The organism is Streptomyces cyanogenus (assembly GCF_017526105.1).
Classification (GTDB): Bacteria; Actinomycetota; Actinomycetes; order Streptomycetales; family Streptomycetaceae; genus Streptomyces; species Streptomyces cyanogenus.
Genome location: NZ_CP071839.1, coordinates 6,980,515 through 6,997,594 on the forward strand (window position 1 = coordinate 6,980,515; position 17,080 = coordinate 6,997,594).

Genomic DNA, 17,080 nt, shown 5'->3' on the forward strand with positions numbered 1-17,080 from the left:
GCTGATCCGGGTTCAGACGGACTGCTGGGCGGCGGCATGGCGGGCGGCGAGCCGGCCGAAGATCAGCGAGCGCAGCACGGACGTGGCCGGCGGATAGGCGTGGTAGAAGAGACCGGTGGCCTCGCCCGCCGCGTACAGGCCGGGGATGGCGGTGCCGGACGGGGTGACCACCCGGCCGTCCAGGTCGGTGCGGATGCCGCCGTAGGTGAAGCAGATGGCGGCGGTGAGCGGTACGCCGATGAAGGGCGCGGTGTCCAGCGGCGTGGCCCAGTTGGACTTCTTCGGCTCGATGCCCACCGTGGCCTTGCCGTCGAGGCGGGTCGGGTCGAACTCACCGGGCCCGACGGCCGCGTTGAACTCGGCGACGGTCTTCTCCAAGCCCTCGGCGTCGATGCCGAGCTTCCCGGCGAGCTCCTCCAGGGTCTCCGCCTGCTCCGGCGGCACGTCGCTGAGCCAGGCGTTCGTGATGCCGGGGATGGCGAGCGTCTTGGCGTCGGCGATCCAGTACGCCTCCTGGTCCTGGTTCTTCCAGATCTCGTAACCGACGTGCTCGAAGGTGTTGTCCCAGGTGTCGCGGCCCTCGTCGAAGAAGCGTTCCATCTTCGCGTTGACGAAGATGCCGGTGCTGAAGCCGTACAGGACGGCGTCGGCCTTGCGGGTGCGGCGGTCGACGGGCTCGGCGTGGATGCCGTCGAACTGGCCGGCGGTGTCGGCGCCCAGCTCCAGGGCCATCCGCAGCGCGTCACCGCGGTTGTTGGTGATGCCGGGCGCGATCAGCGGCAGGTCGCAGGCCTTGTCGCCGACGTAGCGGGTGAGCATCTCGGCGTTGCCCTCGAAGCCGCCACAGGCCAGGACGACGGCGTGGCCGGTGAGCCGCTGGGTGCGGCCGTCGGCGGTGCGCACCAGCACGCCGTCGACGCGGCCGTCGTCCGAGGTCGTCAGGCGCAGTGCCTCCGTCTCGTAACGGATGTCGACGCGCGGGTCGTTCTCCAGGGCGGCGCCGAGGTGCTCGACGATCGAGGCGCCGCCGCCGCGGGGGCTGGCCGGCGGGGTCATGGACGGGGTGCCGCCGTCGAAGGTGTGCGGCAGCGGGAAGTCCTCGAAGGCGATCTCCACGCCGTGCTTCTCGACGAACTGCAGCGTCTGCCGGGTCTCGCGCTCGACGGTGCGGCAGTACTCGATGTCCGCCAGGCCGCCGGAGACCCGGCTGACGTGCTCGGCCCAGTCGGTGTCCAGCTTCCGGTCCTGGTCGATCCGCAGGAACGCGCCGGTCCAGCGGGTGGCGCCGCCGCGCTCCTCCTTGCCGGACCGCTCCAGGACGGCGATCTTGGCGGGCGTCTTGCGGCCCTCGGTTTCCTCGGCGAAGGACAGCGCGGCCGACAGGCCGGCGGCGCCGAACCCGATGACGATGAGGTCGTACTGCGGCGGGGTGGTGGAGCCTGACATGGTTTCTCCTCGGAAGAGGTCTGCGGCTTGGGTGGGGTGGAGGCTGCTCAGCGGCCCGGCGTGATGACCCGGCTCGTGCGGTAGAGCCGGTACTTGGCGCCGGTCGTGGTCTCGGCGAACGCCTCGTAGCGGCGCATGAACTCGGGGTCCTCGAAGATCGCGTCGAACCGCTCCCGGTCCGTCCAGGCCGCGAGGTTGACGATGGCGTCGCCGTCGACACTGGTCAGCAGGCGGGAGCCGCGGAAGCCGTCGGCGGTGACGGAGACGTGCTCGACGGCACGGGCCAGCGCGGCCACGCTCGCGGCGGCGTCGTCGGTGGTGGCGACGTTGATGAGCAGCACGCTGTCGTCCGGCTCGGCGGCGGTGATCACACCCGGGCTGGCGTTGCGGCCCTCGAAGGCGAGCTGCTCGTAGGAGGCGATGCCCAGCTTGTGCCAGGGGTCGCTCTCGATGAGCTCGCGCACCTGGGCGTCGTCGAGGTCGGCGGTCACGATGACGGCGCCGCCCTCGGGCCGGGGGCCGCTGAGCAGGATGCGGCCCTGGTCCGCGTGCTCACGCAGCCAGGCCTTGTGCTCGGCCATGTGCGCGACGACGGTCTCGCGCGGGGTGAGGTAGGTGAGGGTCAGTACGTGAATCACGGGGTGTCCTTGACCGGGTCGTGGTGGGAGGGGAGGGAGCGGATCAGGCGGCGCTCGCGGGGCGGCCGGTGCGCCGCGCGAGGGAGGTGAGGATCGCCTCCGCGTCGGCCACGACGCCCCGGACCACCTCGGCGGCCGGCTGGATGTCCTCGATCAGGTCGAGGATCTCGCCGGCGAACATGGCGCGCTGGCTGGTGTCGTCGCGGGCGACGGCGGCGGTCCACTCGGGCTCCACCGCGGCGCGGCGGGCGGCGAGTTCGGCGTCCCGGCCGGTCCAGGTGCGGGTGAAGTCGTTGCTCACGGAGCGGGCCTGGTAGGCCTCGTCCCACGGGATGCCGCGCACGACGTCGAACGCCCGGGTGTTGACGGTGTCCGCGGTCCGCGCGGAGACCAGACGGGACTTGAATCCGGCGGTGGCCAGCGACTCCTCGGTGGCGGCGAACCGGGTGCCCATCATCACGCCGTCGGCGCCGAGCGCGAGGGCGGCGGCGAGCCCGCGGCCGTCCGCGAACCCGCCGGCCGCGACCACCGGCACCTGCCCCTGGGCGACGTCGAGTACGGCGGGAACGAGGGGCAGCGTGGCCAGCGACGCGTGGTGCCCGCCGGCCTCCGCGCCCTGGGCCACGAGCACCGACGCCCCGGCCTGTACGGCGACGGCGGCCTGCTCGGGGTCGTGCACCTGCACCACGACATGCGCCCCGCTGTCGGCCGCGGACGCCACGTACTTGTGGACCTGCGCCGCGTCACCGAAGGAGAGGGCGATGACCGGCGGGGCGTAACCGAGCACCTTGTCCCACAGGCCGGGCCGCTCGTCGAAGGTGAACATGACGCAGCCGACGCCCCAGACACCGCCGTTCTCCGCGGCCTGGGCCACGTGCTCGTCGATGAACGCCGCGTCGCCGTAGCTGACGCCGACGAGGCCGAGGCCGCCCGCCCGGGTCACGGCGCCGGCGAGCCGTCCGCCGGACACCGAACCCATCGGGGCGCAGACGACCGGATGGTCGATGCCCAGCAACTCGGTCAGCTTGGTCGAGATCACGATGCTCCCTTGGTCCGGGTTCGATGGCATGGCACGGCCCGACGGGCCGAGGAGGAAAAGAAGCGCCGGCGAATTCCACACTGAATTCCGCGCGAGAAACAGACGGGGGGTTCCGGGAAGGGAAACCGCTTCGGAAGAGGCCCGTGCTGTTTTACGTTCAAGAGGCTAGCCTCCGTCGGCCACGGCCGTCCAAGACGCAATCCGCATGCCAGCCATAAGCGGGCGCCTATACCGGTGGCCGCATCACGTGCCGTATCGCTGCGGAAACAAAAAAGCGTGTGATCCCGGCCGGGGCCGGGATCACACGCGGACAGGGGCAGGGGGCTACTCGGCGAGGAACGTCCAGCCGTGCCGCGCCGAGACCTCGCGCAGGACGCGGGCGGTGCGGCCGCCGCTGACGGTGATGACGGCGAGGCGCTCGCGCGGCGGCCTGGTCGTGGGCAGGGGTCGCCAGACCAGGTGCGGTTCCCGCTCCACCGCGCGCCGCGGACGCAGGGCCACGAGATCCCCGGTGGTCTGCAGGGCGTGCACGAACAGCGCGTCCTGGTCCTGGTTGACCGGGTGCAGCACCGCGCTCCAGCCGAGCCGGGCCAGCTGCGCCGGCACGGTCTGGGCGAAGCCCGGCGCGCAGCCGTCCTCGTACCACAGCAGGCGCTGCCGGTCGAGGTCGCTCCAGGTGAAGTCGGTGCGTGCGGCGAGCGGATGCTCCCGCGCCATGACGACGCCGAGCGGTTCGTCGCGGACCACGGCGCGCACCACGTGCGGCATCGGGATCGGCAGGCGCACGATGCCGAAGGCGATCTCGCCGTGGCGCAGCAGTTCCCCCTGGTCCGCCGCGTCCGCCGGACGCATGCGCAGGGTCGCCTCCCCCGTGCGGCCGCTGTCCGGGCGGCTCCCGGACAGCGCGTTCTGCACCTCGATGAGGACGTCCGCCGGCACGCCGCCGCACACTCCGACGGACCAGATCCGCGGGGCGGGAGCGGCCGCGGCGATGGCCGAGCGCAGCTGGCCCGGAATCCCCTGGATTTCCCTGAGAAAGGCCCGGCCGCCGCTTGTGAGTTCAACGCCGCGCGAACTGCGAATGAACAGGGGGGCGCCGACGCGCTGTTCCAGGCGTCGAATTTGCTGACTGAGGCTCGGTTGTGAAATCCGGAGTTGCTGGGCCGCGGCCGATACGGTTCCGGCGCGTACCACCGTCAGGAAATACCGAAGGTGGCGCATGTCGAAGTCGTCGACGTCACGTGCGTCCGTCATCGCGCGCAGCACGACGTCGTCCGTCTGATCCGGTCCTGGTGTGCCGAGGTCCGCGCGCCCCGCTGCGCGCCGACCCGTCCACTCGTCCAGCACGCTCATCCGCTTCCTCCCAAACGTTGCCACCCCTGCCCCGTGCAGGGATGCACACCCGGCCCGGCGCCCGCCGGGGTCCCGGTGCAGCATGACAGAACAATTCGTTCTCGAAGGTATTTTTTACTGGCCGGAAACGACCTCGTCCTCTTCGCGTACCGCGCCCGGCACCTCCGCGCCCGACAGGGCGGTGAACAGCAGCCGCCACAACGGCTCTCCGCCGGGTGTGCCGTTGTCGCCGGCACACCCCGCGGGCGCCTGGAGCAGCCCGTACATCACGATCATCAGCAGATGGGCCACGAGCCGCGGCGGGTACGCGGGGAAGCCGCTGTCGCGTTGCGCCCGGCGGACCAGTTCGGTCAGCGCGACGCGCACCTCCGCGAGGACGTCGTAGAGCGCCCGGGCCAGGGCCGGACAGTCGGCCGCGAGCCGGATCGTCGCCCGCAGCCGCACATCCGTCTGCAGCCGCCCGGCGAACCCCATGACGACCCGTTCGAGGACGCCCCCGGCGTCGGCGCCCGGAGCGTCGTGCTCGGTGCGCAGACTCGTCCACGCCTGCCGGGACTCGTCGATGAGAGCCCCGGCCAGCGACCGCTTCGAGGGGAAGTGCCCGTAGAGCGCGCCCTTCGTCATGCCGATCCGCTCGGCCACAGCGGTGAGGGTGGCCCTGTCGTAACCCTGCGCGGCGAACACCTCGGCCGCGGCCGTCAGCACCTTCTCCCTGGTCCGCCGTGCCCGTTCCTGTGTGGCCATGTTTGTGCCCTCCATCGTGAAAGAGAGCACATACATACCATCGGGGCGGAATGCTCTCGCCGCGTTCCGGCCTCGCGGACCCCTCACGCGCTCTCCGCCCTCAACGGCCCCAGGCGGGCGGGCGCCACCGGCCAGCCGAAGCGCTCCGCGGCCTCGTTCAGCTGGGGGGAATCGCCCACCACCACGGGCCGGCCCACCGCGCGCAGCAGGGCGAGGTCGCTCTCGTGGTCGCCGTAGGCGAAACACTCCCGGGGGTCCGCGCCGCGCTCCCGCATGAGACGGACCGCGGCCTCCGCCTTGGCGTCCCCGATCATCGGGCGGCGCACCTCGCCCGTCAGCACCCCGTCGTCACCCACCACCAGTTCGGTGCACAGGATCGTCGAGGCTCCCACGTCCCTTGCCAGTGGGGTCAGCAGCGGGCGCATCGAGCCCGAGACCAGCACCACCTCGCGGCCGGCGGCACGGTGCGCGGCGACGGCCTCGACGACGGGCGCCACGAAGGCCGCTCCGCCGCGGCGGTAGCCGTCGTACCAGACCTGGCCGGCCGCCTCCAGGGCGGCCAGGGGCACGCCCGCGTAACGCCGGTAGTGCCGGCGGTTCAGCTCCGCGCGGTCGACGGGCGCCACCGCCCCGGCCGGCGGCCCGGGCGCCTGGGCGGCGATGCCGGCCGGATGCAGATTCACCCAGTGTTCCCAGAAGACGATCATGCTCTTCTCGGCGATCACGGTCTCGTCGACGTCGAAGAAGGCGAGCGCGGGGTGCGTCCTCGTGGCCACCGTCGTCATCGCGTGTCCCCGCCCGCCAGAGCCGCGTCCGCGTAGGCGTCGGCCGCCGCGTCGAGGCCGAGCGCGCCGTGGGACGCGGCCGTCGTGACGTCCCGCCAGGCCCGCTGCACCCGGCTGTGCGGCGACTGCCCGCGCATGCCAGAGGCGTGGAACAGGTCGTTCGCCGCCTCGCGGCACCAGGCGGCCGCGGTCGCCGCGTCCCGGCGGTTCTCGGCCACCGTGAGCGGCGTGATCTCGCCCCGGTCGGCGCGCACGGCGGTGCCCTCCAGCAGCAGGCCCGCCGCATGGACGCGGGCGGACGCCGACGCCAGCAGCAGATCCTGGCCCGGTCTGCGCGCCTCGGGCCGGACGCACTCGGCCGTCCAGGCCCGCAGCGCCGCCCGGGCCGCCCCCAGCACCGCCGCGGCGAAGATCGGCGCCGCGACCATCGGATACGGGACGCGGTGGCAGCGGGCGGCGTCGGGCAGCGGGCGCAGCAACGCGCCCAGGGTGAACGACCGATGGGCGGGCACGGTGATCCCTTCCCCCGTCACGCTGTTGCTGCCGCTCCCGCGCAGGCCGACGGAGTCCCAGGTGTCCCGGACCGACAACTCCGCGCGCGGCACGGCGAAGAGACGGTGCTCGCGGGTGCCGTCGAGCCCCGGTGTCCAGGACGCCAGCAGCACCCACTCGGCGTGGTCGACACCGCTGGCCGTCCGCCACTCCCCGTCGAGCCGCCAGCCGCCGGGCACGGGCGTGGCGTTGCCCTGCGGCGGCACGACCGACGCGGCGATACGGACGTCCGGGCCGTGCGCCCACACCTCCCGCTGTCCCCGCTCGGGCAGATAGGCGGCGAGCCGGCCGTGGGCCGCGTACAGGGCGGCGCACCAACCGGTGGCGGCGCAGGCCTCCGCGACGGCCGAGGCGTCGGCGAGCAACCGGGCGAAACTCCCGGCCGTCCCACCCCACTTGGCCGGGACGAAGTGACGCGCGAACCCCGCGTCGACGACGGCGGCGGCGACCCGCGGGTCGAGCCGGCGCCGCTCGTCGGCACCGCGTGCGTCCTGTCCGGCGACCTCGAGGAGCCGGCCGAGTCCGTCCCGCCCGTCCGTGCGGTGGCGGTCGGTCATGTCGCCGGGCCCGCGTTGCTCGCTCCCGCCGCCGGGTATCCGCTCGCCCGTGGGGTCGGTTTCCCCGCCCGTGGGGTCGATGTCCTCGCCGAGGGGCGGGTCATCGCGCCGTACGCCGGGCCGTTCGCTCAGCATGCCGCGTCCAGCCGGGTCAGGGCGGGTTCCGCCATACCGCGGCGCACCGTGGCCCGGGCGAGTTCACGGTCGCCCTGGCGGGCGCGGACGGTGAAGGTGCGTCCGCCGCCTTCGGCGGGTTCGGCGATGATCGCCACCGGCGCGTCCAGTTCGCCGAACGCCGTGAACCGCACGACGATCAGGGTCACCGCGCCGGCGCCCGGCTCACCGTCGGCCGCGGCGACCTGGCTCGCCTGCCGGAACGCCTCCACGAGCGCCATGCCCGGGACGTGATCCGACTCGTGGTCGAAGAGCACGGGGTGCTCCTGGTCGAGCCGCAGCCACCAGCCGTTCGCCCGCAGCGGGTCGGCCTCGATGAGCACGTCCCGTTCGGCGAGCTGGCCGACACGGGCCGGCGGCAGCGGCACGCGCGGCGGCGCCGGACGCGGCCGCTCCCCTTCCGGGCTCCGCTCCACGCGCCGCCGCAGCAGGGCGTAGCGGCGCGGCTCCATCGGCTCCCAGTGCACCCCCACCCGCCCGAGGCGGCGGCGTTGCACCAGGACGTCGGCCTCGAGTTCCAGGCGCAGGCGCCGCGCGCCCTCGGCGGGCGGGCGGCAGACGACGTCGAGTCCCACGGCGAGGCCGTGCGCGCCGAGCGGCGGCAGGGCCTCGGTGAGGTCGACGGTGACCGCGTTCAGCACGAACGGCATCCCGTGCGGGACGTCGAGGAAACGGTGGGACAGATGGATCGCGGTCTGCCGGGCGGTCTCCGCGAGCAGCACCGGGTCGGCCGCGCAGCCGTCGTGATGGCCGAGGTAGTGGTCCCGGCGCCACGCGGCGGCGACCGCGAAGCGTTCGTCGCCGAGCCGCTCCGCGTCCGTCAGGAACACTTCCGCGTCGGCCGCCTTGTGAACGGACTCACGCGGAACGCGGTGGTCGAAGTTCAGCCTCCCCCAGTAGAGCTCAGGCCCCGGTCGGTCGGTGCGCATTTCGAGCCCAGGCATGACGTACACGCGTAGATTCCTCCCCTGGTCGCCGTGACTTCCAGGCGCCGGTATCGTCCCGACGCAGTACGTGGCGACTCCGAAGAAATATACCTTCGGGAAGGTATATTGGGGGGTCATTTTTCGTCACCGCACAGAGCCGCACGCCGCATCCGCGAGCATGCCCGAGGACAGGGAAGCGACGCTCATGTCAGAGCCGCAAGCGACCGCGTTCGCCCAGCCGAGAACCACGGTCAGAAGGGGATCCGATCCCAAACAGGAGCGCTCGGCCCGCACGCGTCTGCGGGTCCTGATCGGGGCGGCGGAGCTGTTCACCGAGCGCGGCTTCCGCCACACGTCGGTCAAGGACGTGGCGGACCGCGTCGAGATGACCAAGGGCGCCGTGTACTTCCACTACCCGACCAAGGAAAGCCTGGCGGTGGCCATCGTCGAGGAGCACTACGGGCGTTGGCCGAAAATACTCGACGAGGTCACCAAGGAGGGCCGGGGACCGCTGGACACCGCCGCGCGCATGCTCGAGTGCGCGGCCATCGCGTTCCAGGACGACGTGATCGTGCAGGCCGGCGCCCGGTTGCAGCTCGAACGCCCGCAGATCGACGCCGAACTGCCCACGCCCTACGTCGGCTGGGTCTCCCTGCTGGAGTCCCTGCTCACTTCCGCCCAGGAGGCGGGCGAGCTGCGTCCCGGGGTCGAACCGGGCCGGGCCGCCCGCTCGTTGGTCTCGGCGTTCTTCGGCTCCCAGCACGTCTCCGACGTCCTCAGCGGACGCGCGGACGTCGTGGAGCGGTGGCGGGATCTGAGCGAGCTGCTCTTTCGGTCGATCCGGGGTGACTGACCGGGGAATCCGGGACGACTGACGCTTCCGGGGTTCGGGCGGGGGACCGGTCCTCGGGCCGGGAGGCCGGTGGCCGGGTCTGGGCGGCCGACGTGTGAACCGGGCCGGTCGACGCGTGGACCGGCGCGCCCGGCGCGGGACCTGGGTCGGCCGTCGCTTTCGGCGCTCGGCCCGGGACGGCCGGCGCGCGATCCGGGACGGCCGGCGTACGGGCGAGGCGCGTTGAGCGCACGAGCCGGGCCGCCCGAGTGGTGGACACGGGCCGACTGGGCGCGCACGTCGGCCCATTGAGCGCGTCGGTCTTCGCGTACGGCACGCGCCAGGGGAGCGGTGCACCGCCGCCGTCCAGCGGTGCACCGCTCCCCAGGAGCAGGCCGTCCGTGGCAGCCCGGTGGGCCGCAGTCGGCCGGCCGGGATCGGACGGGCCGTGGTCAGGCCGGGTCCGTCACCTGGCGCCGGGTGGCCAGGACCACCAGCCCGCCGATCACGGCGACACCCATCAGAACCGCGCCGAAGATCGTGGCGCCGTTGGTCAGGCCCACGGCGTCGCTGAGGTAGCCGGCGGAGACCGGCAGGGCACCGGCCGGGATGTAACCACCCACGTTGAGTGCGGCGTTGGCCTCGGCCAGGCGCTGCGGCGGGATGCTGGAGTTGAGCAGCGACAGTCCGCCGAGCTGGCCCATGCCCTGGCCGGCGCCGGCCAGCAGCGCGGAGAGGATGAGCACCGCCACCGCCGAGGTGTGCACGGCGACGACCAGCATGATCATGCTGAGCGTGGTGCTGACCGCGCCGGCCGTGAGGATGGTGCGGCGGCGCAGCCGCTGGACGGCGAACTGCACGCCCGTGGCGGCGAGGAACATCACGAACGCCATGGCGCCGGCGACGATCCGGTTGGTGGTGTCGAGCAGGCCGGACAGCAGCGAGGGACCGAGCGAGAGCACGAAGGACGTGGCGGTGATGCCGGGGGCGAACACCGCGATGCCCAGGGCGAGCTGACGGCCGTTGCCCTGCGGCACGCCGGGCACCCGGATCCAGGCGCCCTTGGCGCGCACCTCGGGACGGCGCACCGGCATACGCAGCACGCACAGCACCGCGGTGACCAGGAGCGCGGCCTCGACGACGAAGACGGTCACGGTCGGGCCGGGCACCGTCTCGGAGAGCACGCCGGCGAGCAGCGGGCCGAGCCCGGCGCCGAAGACCATCGCGCAGGAGGCGAGCAGGGCGGCGATCCGCTTGCGCTCGGGTCCGGCGACGTCCGTCACGGCGGCCATGCCGGCCGAGACGACGGCACCGACCGCGATCCCGGTGAACAGCCGGGCCACGATCAGCGCGGCCACGCTGGCGGCGGTCGCGAAGATCGCGCACGCGGCGAGGGCGAGCACCAGGGCGGGCAGCAGGACGGGCTTGCGGCCGAGCCGGTCGGAGACCACGCCGGAGACCAGCAGCGAGCCGATGAGGCCGATGATGTAGAAGGCGAACACCACGGTCAGGGTGCCCTTGGAGAAGCCGATGTCGCGCTGCCACAGCACGTACAACGGCGTGGCCGCGTTCGAGAGCACGAAGACGGCGGTCACCGGCCATGCGGCCAGCCACACCCACCACAGGGGCGCGACGGATCGCCCGCCGGTGTCCGCGCGGTCTGTACGTCGCCTCCCGTCGATGGCCTGGACGGTTGCGGTCCGGGGCTCGGACATGACTGTTCCTCCCGATCTTCCCTGCCGGCATCCAGCAGTACGAGTCAAGTCGAACTTAGCATGCAGTACGATCGAAGTCGTACATAGGAATGCCGTTATGAGGAGTTGCCTATGCCCGCGCCCACGGCCGCCGCGCCCGCCGTCAAGGTGTTCCCCGAGCCGCCCGACCTGCCGGAACCCCTGCCGGAGCCGGGGGTGGACGAGCTGCGTCTGGAGACCGTGCTCGGCGCGCTCAGCGATCCCCTGCGGCTGACGATCGTCCGCAAACTCCTCCTGGAGTCGGAGAACTTCGACCACTCCTGCGGCTGGTTCGGCTTCGACCGGCCCAAGTCGTCGCTCACCCATCACTTCAAGGCGCTGCGCGAGGCGGGGATCACGCGCCAGCGCCAGTACGGCCTGGAGCGTCGGAGCCACGTCCGGGTCGACGACCTCAACGCCCGGTTCCCCGGCCTCCTCGACCTGGTGGCGGCCTGGACACCGCAGGCGTGACGGCACCTGGCGGGGCCGAGCCTGGCGACGTGGAGGACTACTGCACCCCCGACCACTACGCCACCTCGGACCTGACCGACTTCGACCGCCGACCCACCGTGCCGGGGGCCGCGGTTCAGCCGGGCCTGCGGCTCTCGGCGGCGGCGAACAGGGCCAGCGCCAGCAGGATCAACGCGATGCTCGCGTAGATCTCGTAGCCGTCGAGGACCCCCCACCGCAGGGTGATGCCCCAGTGCAGCCTGCCCGTGATCTCGTACGCCAGACCGCCGGTGCCCTGCATCAGGGCGAGAAACCCGAGAAACTCCAGCAAACGCTTCATGGAACGACTCTCGCCCCGCGGCCTGCCGCCACGCATCGGCCGCGGGGCGAGCCAACGGTGCCGAAAGGCCGTGCCCCGGCCGGTGGCCGGTCGCCGAAAGTCCACCGTGGTGCGACTTCGGTCGACGATCCCGGTCCTCCGGTAGCGATCGTGGGCACGGGGCGACGACACGGCGCCGACAGTGCGTAGATTGGCCGACCGTGAGCACAGACGAGTGGGCGCGGGCGCCGAAGGTATTCACGGGCCGCCGGTGGCTGTTCCCCTCCGCGCTGGTACACGAACTGGACCCGGACGCCGCGGCCTCCGGCCGGCGGCCCCGGCGCACGGCGCGCGACTGGGTGGTCGACTTCTTCTGCTTCCTGCTGGCCGTGCTGATCGGCCTGCTGAGCGCGGACAGCATGCGGCAGGAGGACCTGCCGGACGGCTACGCCGCCCTCGACCAGGCGCTGGGCGCACTCGCCTGCGGCGCGGTGTGGCTGCGGCGCCGGTGGCCGGTCGGCCTCGCCGTGGCGTTGGTGCCGGTCGCCTTCCTGTCCAACACCGCGGGCGGCGCGGGCGTGGTCGCCCTCTTCACGCTCGCCGTGCACCGGCCCCTCCGGTACGTGGCCTGGGCGGGCGGGGCGTCCGTGGCGCTGGTCCCGGTCTTCTTCTGGCTGCGGCCCGACCCCGACGTGCCGTACGTCGTGGCGGTCGCCTCGGGCGTGCTGCTCACCGCAGCGATGGTCGGCTGGGGCATGTTCGTACGGTCCAAACGGCAGCTCGTGCTGAGCCTGCGCGACCGCGCCCGGCACGCGGAGACCGAGGCCCGGCTGCGGGCCGAGCAGGCCCAGCGGCTGGCCCGCGAGGCCATCGCCCGCGAGATGCACGACGTGCTCGCCCACCGGCTCACCCTGCTGAGCGTGCACGCGGGCGCCCTGGAGTTCCGGCCGGACGCGCCGCGCGAGGAGGTCGCGCGGGCCGCCGGGGTGATCCGGGAGAGCGCCCACGAGGCCCTGCAGGACCTGCGGGAGATCATCGGGGTGCTGCGGGCCGGCGAGGCCGACGAGCCGCCCGGCGGGCGCCCGCAGCCGACGCTGGCCGCACTGGACGCCCTCGTCGCCGAGTGCCGCGAGGCCGGCATGAACGTCGCCCTCGACCACCGCGTCGCCGACCCGGCCGCCGTCCCTGCCTCCGTCGGCCGCACCGCCTACCGCATCGCCCAGGAGGCCCTGACCAACGCCCGTAAACACGCCCCCGGCACCGACGTCACCGTCCGTCTCGCCGGCACCCCCGGCGACGGCCTCACGGTCACCGTCACCAACCCCGCCCCGTCCTCCGAGGTACCGCCCGTCCCCGGCTCCGGCCAGGGCCTGATCGGCCTCACCGAACGCGCCTCGCTGGCCGGGGGACACCTGGAACACGGCACGCGACCGGACGGCGGTTTCGAGGTACGGGGGTGGCTGCCGTGGCCGCGCACCTGAGCCCCACGGCCGCCGCCCACCGCCCCGCGCCCCACACGCGGCGCCCGGCCGGCACACGGGCGCCCTCGCTCCAGGCAGCCTGCCGCCCCGACTCCCCACCCGTGATTACGTAACCCCATGACTGCGACGCCGATCAGACTGCTGCTCGTGGACGACGACCCCCTCGTACGCGCCGGACTGGCGCTGATGATCGGCGGGGCCGAGGACATCGAGATCGTCGGGGAGGCCGCCGACGGTGCGCAGGCGGAGGACCTGGTACGGCGGGCCCGGCCGGACGTCGTGCTGATGGACATCAGGATGCCGTCGGTGGACGGGATCACCGCGACGCGGCGGCTGCGCGCGCGGCCGGAGGCGCCGCAGGTCGTGGTGCTGACCACCTTCCACGCCGACGAACAGGTGCTGCACGCCCTGCGCGCCGGTGCCGCCGGCTTCGTGCTCAAGGACACCCCGCCCGCCGAGATCGTCGACGCCGTACGCCGGGTCGCGGCCGGCGAGCCGGTCCTGTCGCCCGCCGTCACGCGGCAGTTGATGCGGCACGCGGCCGGCAGCGCCGCCGACTCCCGGCGGACCCGTGCGCGCGAACGGCTCGCCGTCCTCAACGACCGCGAACGCGAGGTCGCCGTCGCCGTCGGGCGCGGCCTCGCCAACGCCGGGATCGCCGCGGAACTCTTCATGAGCGTGGCCACCGTCAAGGCGCACGTCTCCCGCATCCTCGCCAAGCTCGGCCTGGACAACCGTGTCCAGATCGCCCTGCTCGCCTACGACGCGGGCCTGTTGGACGGCGAGGCGGGGCACTGACCGGACGCCGTGCGCGTTGTCCGGGTACCACCAGCTGTCCGCGACCTCGGGGCCGTCCGTAAGGGGAGCACATGGAACCAGTGACAGACCTGACGCAGTACGGTGACGCGCTCCACCGGGACCCGCACCCGGTCTACGCACGGCTGCGCGAACAGGGCCCCGTCCACCGGGTCCGGCTCGCCACGCCGGGCGGCCCCTGGGAGACCTGGCTGGTCGTGGGGTACGGGGAGGCCCGGGCCGCCCTCGCCGACCCCCGGCTGGCCAAGGACACCGCCAGGATCGGCGAGGTGCCGCTGGACGAGCAGCTGATCGGCAAGTACCTGCTGACGGCCGACCCGCCGCAGCACACGCGCCTGCGCGGCCTGGTCGCGCGCGCGTTCACCATGCGCCGGGTCGAGCAACTCCGCCCGAGGATCCAGCAGATCACCGACGAACTGCTCGACGACATGCTGCCGCGCGGCCGCGCCGACCTCATAGGCTCCCTCGCCTACCCGCTGCCGGTCACGGTCATCTGCGAGCTGCTCGGCGTCCCCCAGGTGGACCGCGCGGAGTTCAGGAAGATGTCCGCGGAGGTCGTCGCGCCGACCGGCGAGGACAGCGAGCGCGCCGCGACCGTCCGCTTCGCCGAGTACCTCACCGAGCTGATCGAGGACAAGCGCCGCGCCGGGCCCACGGACGACCTGCTGAGCGACCTGATCCGCACCACCGCCGAGGACGGCGACCGGCTCTCCCCGCAGGAGCTGCGCGGCCTGGCCTACCTGCTGCTCATCGCCGGCCACGAGACCACGGTCAACCTCATCGGCAACGCGGTCCTCGCCCTGCTCGCCCACCCCGCCCAACTGGCGGCCCTCCGCGCCGACACGACCCTCCTCGGCGCGGCGGTGGAGGAGACGCTGCGCTGGGACGGCCCGGCGCACAACGCCACCTACCGGTACGCCGCCGAACCGCTGGAGATCGCGGGCACCCGGATCGCACAGAACGAGGGCGTGCTGGTCGGCCTCACCGCCGCCCACCGCGACCCCGCCCGGTACGCCGAGCCGGACCGCTTCGACATCCGCCGCGACACCGGCGGCCACCTGGCCTTCGGCCACGGCATCCACTACTGCCTCGGCGCACCCCTGGCCCGCCTGGAGGGCCGCATCGCGATCGGCACCCTTCTGGAACGGGCTCCCGGCCTCGCCCTGGACGGCGAGCCGGGGGAGTGGCTGCCGGGCCTGCTGATGCGCGGCGTGCGCAGCCTGCCGGTGCGCTGGTAGCGGCGCGGGGGCCGCCCCGGTGGTCGTACGGGCCTCAGCCGTACGACGTCCCCGCGCCGCCCGGGATCTCCGCGAGCGGCACCCGGCGCCGCTCGCGGCGGGAGCGTTCGCAGGCCTCGGCGATCCGCAGCGCCTGCAACGCCTCCCGGCCGTCACAGGGGTTGGCGCGCTCGCCGCGCAGGACCTCCACGAAGGCGTTCAGCTCGGCCTCGTACGCGGGTCCGAACCGCTCCAGGAAGCCCCTCCACGGCTTGTCCGCGGGCGGCGGCCCGCTCGGCTCGGTGGACGCGAGGGGCGTCCGGTCGTCCAGGCCCACCACCACGGTGTCCCGCTCCCCGGCCAGCTCCATCCGGACGTCGTACCCGGCGCCGTTCATCCGGGTCGCCGTCGCCGTGGCCAGCGTGCCGTCGTCCAGCGTGAGCAGCGCCGCGCCCGTGGCGACGTCCCCGGCCTCCCGGAACATCGCGGGACCGCCGTCCGAGCCGGTGGCGTACACGTCGGCCACCTCCCGGCCGGTCACCCAGCGCAGCACGTCGAAGTCGTGGATCAGCGTGTCCCGGAACAGCCCGCCGGACAGCGGCAGCCACTCGGCCGGGGGAGGGGACTGGTCGCAGGTCATGGCCCGCACGGTGTGCAGCCGGCCGAGCCGGCCGCTGCGGACGGCCTCCCGGGCGCCGGCGTAGCCCGCGTCGAACCGCCGCTGGAAGCCCATCTGCAGGACCGTGCCGGCCGTCTCCACCTCGGCCAGCGCGTGCAGTGTGCCCGGCAGGTCCAGCGCGATCGGCTTCTCGCAGAACACCGGCAGGCCCAGGCGGGCCGCCCGGCCGATGTACTCGGCGTGGGCCGCCGTCGCGGTGGTGATCACCACCGCGTCCACGCCCCAGCGGAAGATCTCGTCCACGCCCGGCGCCGCCGTCTCGCCCAGCCGGTGCGCCAGCTCCTGCGCCCGCGCCGGCTCAGCGTCCGTCAGGATCAGGGAACCGACCTCGCGGTGACGGCTGAGCGTCCTCGCGTGAAGGGTGCCGATGCGGCCTGTACCGATGACCCCGATGCGCATGGAATCAAAGTGAGGGCGGACCCCGTACGCTGTCAATGTGTATGTCCGGACAATCGGACTACACGACTTCCCGTCAACCAGGCACGGGACTACGCTCGGGCCCGTGCCGAAACCAGATGTGGACCCGACCGTGTCGCTCGACCTCCGTGTGGACCGTAGCTCCCCGGTGCCCCTGTACTTCCAGCTGTCCCAGCAGCTGGAGGCCGCCATCGAGCAGGGCAGCCTCACCCCGGGCAGCCTGCTGGGCAACGAGATCGAGCTGGCCGCGCGGCTCGGCCTGTCCCGGCCGACCGTCCGCCAGGCCATCCAGTCCCTCGTCGACAAGGGGCTCCTCGTCCGGCGCCGGGGCGTGGGCACCCAGGTCGTGCACAGCCAGGTCAAACGCCCCCTGGAGCTGAGCAGCCTCTACGACGACCTGGAGGCGGCAGGCCAGCGCCCCGCGACCAAGGTGCTGGTCAACACGGTCGTCCCGGCCTCGGCCGGGGTCGCCGCCGCGCTCGGCGTGGCCGAGGGCGGCGACGTGCACCGCATCGAGCGGCTCCGCCTCGCGCACGGCGAACCGATGGCGTACCTGATCAACCACCTGCCGCCCGGCCTGCTCGACCTCGACACCGGCCAGCTGGAGGCCACCGGCCTGTACCGGCTGATGCGCTCGGCCGGGATCACCCTGCACAGCGCCCGCCAGTCCATCGGCGCCCGCGGCGCCACGGCCGCCGAGGCCGAGCGGCTCGGCGAGGCCGAGGGGGCACCGCTGCTGACCATGCAGCGCACCACCTTCGACGACACCGGCCGTGCGGTCGAGTTCGGCGATCACACCTACCGGCCGAGCCGCTACTCCTTCGAGTTCCAGCTGCTCGTACGGCCGTGACGGACGCCCCCCGGGGGCCCGTCTCCGCCACAATGTCCGGACAATGTGACCGGAGCGCGGTCCCCGGTCGTG

Annotated in this window: 17 protein-coding genes; 6 read left to right on the plus strand and 11 right to left on the minus strand. The window is 73.4% G+C overall.

Annotated elements, in window-relative coordinates; translation table 11 throughout:
• Nucleotides 1-12: 12 nt before the first annotated feature.
• From S1361_RS31310 to S1361_RS31345, 8 genes are all read right to left on the minus strand, one after another.
• Complete coding sequence (locus S1361_RS31310; RefSeq protein ID WP_208035243.1) at nt 13-1,446, minus strand: FAD-binding protein; 1,434 nt, start codon at nt 1,444-1,446, stop codon at nt 13-15.
• A 47-nt stretch (nt 1,447-1,493) separates the two neighbouring features.
• On the minus strand, nt 1,494-2,084 hold the full coding sequence (locus S1361_RS31315; protein ID WP_208035244.1) for a YciI family protein: 591 nt from the start codon (nt 2,082-2,084) through the stop codon (nt 1,494-1,496).
• 43 nt (nt 2,085-2,127) lie between these two features.
• Nucleotides 2,128-3,123 carry an NAD(P)H-dependent flavin oxidoreductase gene (locus S1361_RS31320; RefSeq protein WP_208035245.1) on the minus strand — a complete coding sequence of 332 codons (996 nt, stop codon included), beginning with the start codon at nt 3,121-3,123 and terminating at the stop codon, nt 2,128-2,130.
• A gap of 324 nt (nt 3,124-3,447) precedes the next feature.
• Nucleotides 3,448-4,476 (minus strand): LysR family transcriptional regulator, encoded by a 1,029-nt coding sequence (locus S1361_RS31325; protein ID WP_208035246.1) that lies wholly within the window; start codon nt 4,474-4,476, stop codon nt 3,448-3,450.
• A 114-nt stretch (nt 4,477-4,590) separates the two neighbouring features.
• The gene (locus tag S1361_RS31330; RefSeq protein WP_208035247.1) at nt 4,591-5,220 is read right to left on the minus strand and encodes a TetR/AcrR family transcriptional regulator; all 630 of its coding nucleotides are present in this window, start codon (nt 5,218-5,220) and stop codon (nt 4,591-4,593) included.
• Between the two features lie 83 nt (nt 5,221-5,303).
• Entirely contained in the window at nt 5,304-6,005 is a 702-nt protein-coding gene (locus S1361_RS31335) for an HAD family hydrolase (protein ID WP_208035248.1), read from the minus strand.
• The gene (locus S1361_RS31340) at nt 6,002-7,249 is read right to left on the minus strand and encodes an acyl-CoA dehydrogenase family protein (RefSeq protein ID WP_208035249.1); all 1,248 of its coding nucleotides are present in this window, start codon (nt 7,247-7,249) and stop codon (nt 6,002-6,004) included. The genes S1361_RS31335 and S1361_RS31340 overlap by 4 nt, the downstream gene beginning before the upstream one ends.
• Nucleotides 7,243-8,232: a ScbA/BarX family gamma-butyrolactone biosynthesis protein gene (locus tag S1361_RS31345; protein WP_243769570.1), complete on the minus strand. Its 990-nt coding sequence runs from the start codon at nt 8,230-8,232 to the stop codon at nt 7,243-7,245. The genes S1361_RS31340 and S1361_RS31345 overlap by 7 nt, the downstream gene beginning before the upstream one ends.
• A gap of 187 nt (nt 8,233-8,419) precedes the next feature.
• On the opposite strand from S1361_RS31345, the gene S1361_RS31350 reads away from it, so the two are divergent.
• Nucleotides 8,420-9,067, plus strand: a complete 648-nt coding sequence (locus S1361_RS31350; protein ID WP_208035251.1) for a ScbR family autoregulator-binding transcription factor — start codon at nt 8,420-8,422, stop codon at nt 9,065-9,067.
• A 431-nt stretch (nt 9,068-9,498) separates the two neighbouring features.
• Here the strand turns inward: S1361_RS31350 and S1361_RS31355 are convergent, their stop codons facing one another.
• Nucleotides 9,499-10,761 carry an MFS transporter gene (locus tag S1361_RS31355; protein ID WP_208035252.1) on the minus strand — a complete coding sequence of 421 codons (1,263 nt, stop codon included), beginning with the start codon at nt 10,759-10,761 and terminating at the stop codon, nt 9,499-9,501.
• A 111-nt stretch (nt 10,762-10,872) separates the two neighbouring features.
• On the opposite strand from S1361_RS31355, the gene S1361_RS31360 reads away from it, so the two are divergent.
• Entirely contained in the window at nt 10,873-11,250 is a 378-nt protein-coding gene (locus tag S1361_RS31360; protein ID WP_208035253.1) for an ArsR/SmtB family transcription factor, read from the plus strand.
• 115 nt (nt 11,251-11,365) lie between these two features.
• Here S1361_RS31360 and S1361_RS31365 read toward each other — a convergent pair whose 3' ends face one another.
• Entirely contained in the window at nt 11,366-11,569 is a 204-nt protein-coding gene (locus S1361_RS31365) for a hypothetical protein (RefSeq protein WP_208035254.1), read from the minus strand.
• A 200-nt stretch (nt 11,570-11,769) separates the two neighbouring features.
• Here S1361_RS31365 and S1361_RS31370 point away from each other — a divergent pair, with 200 nt between their 5' ends.
• From S1361_RS31370 to S1361_RS31380, 3 genes are all read left to right on the plus strand, one after another.
• On the plus strand, nt 11,770-13,029 hold the full coding sequence (locus S1361_RS31370; RefSeq protein ID WP_208035255.1) for a sensor histidine kinase: 1,260 nt from the start codon (nt 11,770-11,772) through the stop codon (nt 13,027-13,029).
• A gap of 117 nt (nt 13,030-13,146) precedes the next feature.
• On the plus strand, nt 13,147-13,827 hold the full coding sequence (locus S1361_RS31375; RefSeq protein ID WP_208035256.1) for a response regulator: 681 nt from the start codon (nt 13,147-13,149) through the stop codon (nt 13,825-13,827).
• Between the two features lie 71 nt (nt 13,828-13,898).
• The gene (locus S1361_RS31380; protein WP_208035257.1) at nt 13,899-15,083 is read left to right on the plus strand and encodes a cytochrome P450 family protein; all 1,185 of its coding nucleotides are present in this window, start codon (nt 13,899-13,901) and stop codon (nt 15,081-15,083) included.
• A 34-nt stretch (nt 15,084-15,117) separates the two neighbouring features.
• Here the strand turns inward: S1361_RS31380 and S1361_RS31385 are convergent, their stop codons facing one another.
• Nucleotides 15,118-16,140 carry a Gfo/Idh/MocA family protein gene (locus S1361_RS31385; RefSeq protein WP_208035258.1) on the minus strand — a complete coding sequence of 341 codons (1,023 nt, stop codon included), beginning with the start codon at nt 16,138-16,140 and terminating at the stop codon, nt 15,118-15,120.
• A 130-nt stretch (nt 16,141-16,270) separates the two neighbouring features.
• On the opposite strand from S1361_RS31385, the gene S1361_RS31390 reads away from it, so the two are divergent.
• Nucleotides 16,271-17,008, plus strand: a complete 738-nt coding sequence (locus S1361_RS31390; protein WP_208036850.1) for a GntR family transcriptional regulator — start codon at nt 16,271-16,273, stop codon at nt 17,006-17,008.
• Nucleotides 17,009-17,080 lie beyond the last annotated feature (72 nt).

What these genes read in the sequence shown, in the direction of transcription:
- S1361_RS31310 (WP_208035243.1), bottom strand. Translation starts at nt 1,446, where the DNA reads ATGTCAGGCTCCACCACCCCGCCGCAGTACGACCTCATCGTCATCGGG.
- S1361_RS31325 (WP_208035246.1), bottom strand. Translation starts at nt 4,476, where the DNA reads ATGAGCGTGCTGGACGAGTGGACGGGTCGGCGCGCAGCGGGGCGCGCG.
- S1361_RS31330 (WP_208035247.1), bottom strand. Translation starts at nt 5,220, where the DNA reads ATGGCCACACAGGAACGGGCACGGCGGACCAGGGAGAAGGTGCTGACG.
- S1361_RS31335 (WP_208035248.1), bottom strand. Translation starts at nt 6,005, where the DNA reads ATGACGACGGTGGCCACGAGGACGCACCCCGCGCTCGCCTTCTTCGAC.
- S1361_RS31340 (WP_208035249.1), bottom strand. Translation starts at nt 7,249, where the DNA reads ATGCTGAGCGAACGGCCCGGCGTACGGCGCGATGACCCGCCCCTCGGC.
- S1361_RS31345 (WP_243769570.1), bottom strand. Translation starts at nt 8,232, where the DNA reads ATGCCTGGGCTCGAAATGCGCACCGACCGACCGGGGCCTGAGCTCTAC.
- S1361_RS31350 (WP_208035251.1), top strand. Translation starts at nt 8,420, where the DNA reads ATGTCAGAGCCGCAAGCGACCGCGTTCGCCCAGCCGAGAACCACGGTC.
- S1361_RS31355 (WP_208035252.1), bottom strand. Translation starts at nt 10,761, where the DNA reads ATGTCCGAGCCCCGGACCGCAACCGTCCAGGCCATCGACGGGAGGCGA.
- S1361_RS31360 (WP_208035253.1), top strand. Translation starts at nt 10,873, where the DNA reads ATGCCCGCGCCCACGGCCGCCGCGCCCGCCGTCAAGGTGTTCCCCGAG.
- S1361_RS31365 (WP_208035254.1), bottom strand. Translation starts at nt 11,569, where the DNA reads ATGAAGCGTTTGCTGGAGTTTCTCGGGTTTCTCGCCCTGATGCAGGGC.
- S1361_RS31375 (WP_208035256.1), top strand. Translation starts at nt 13,147, where the DNA reads ATGACTGCGACGCCGATCAGACTGCTGCTCGTGGACGACGACCCCCTC.
- S1361_RS31380 (WP_208035257.1), top strand. Translation starts at nt 13,899, where the DNA reads ATGGAACCAGTGACAGACCTGACGCAGTACGGTGACGCGCTCCACCGG.
- S1361_RS31385 (WP_208035258.1), bottom strand. Translation starts at nt 16,140, where the DNA reads ATGCGCATCGGGGTCATCGGTACAGGCCGCATCGGCACCCTTCACGCG.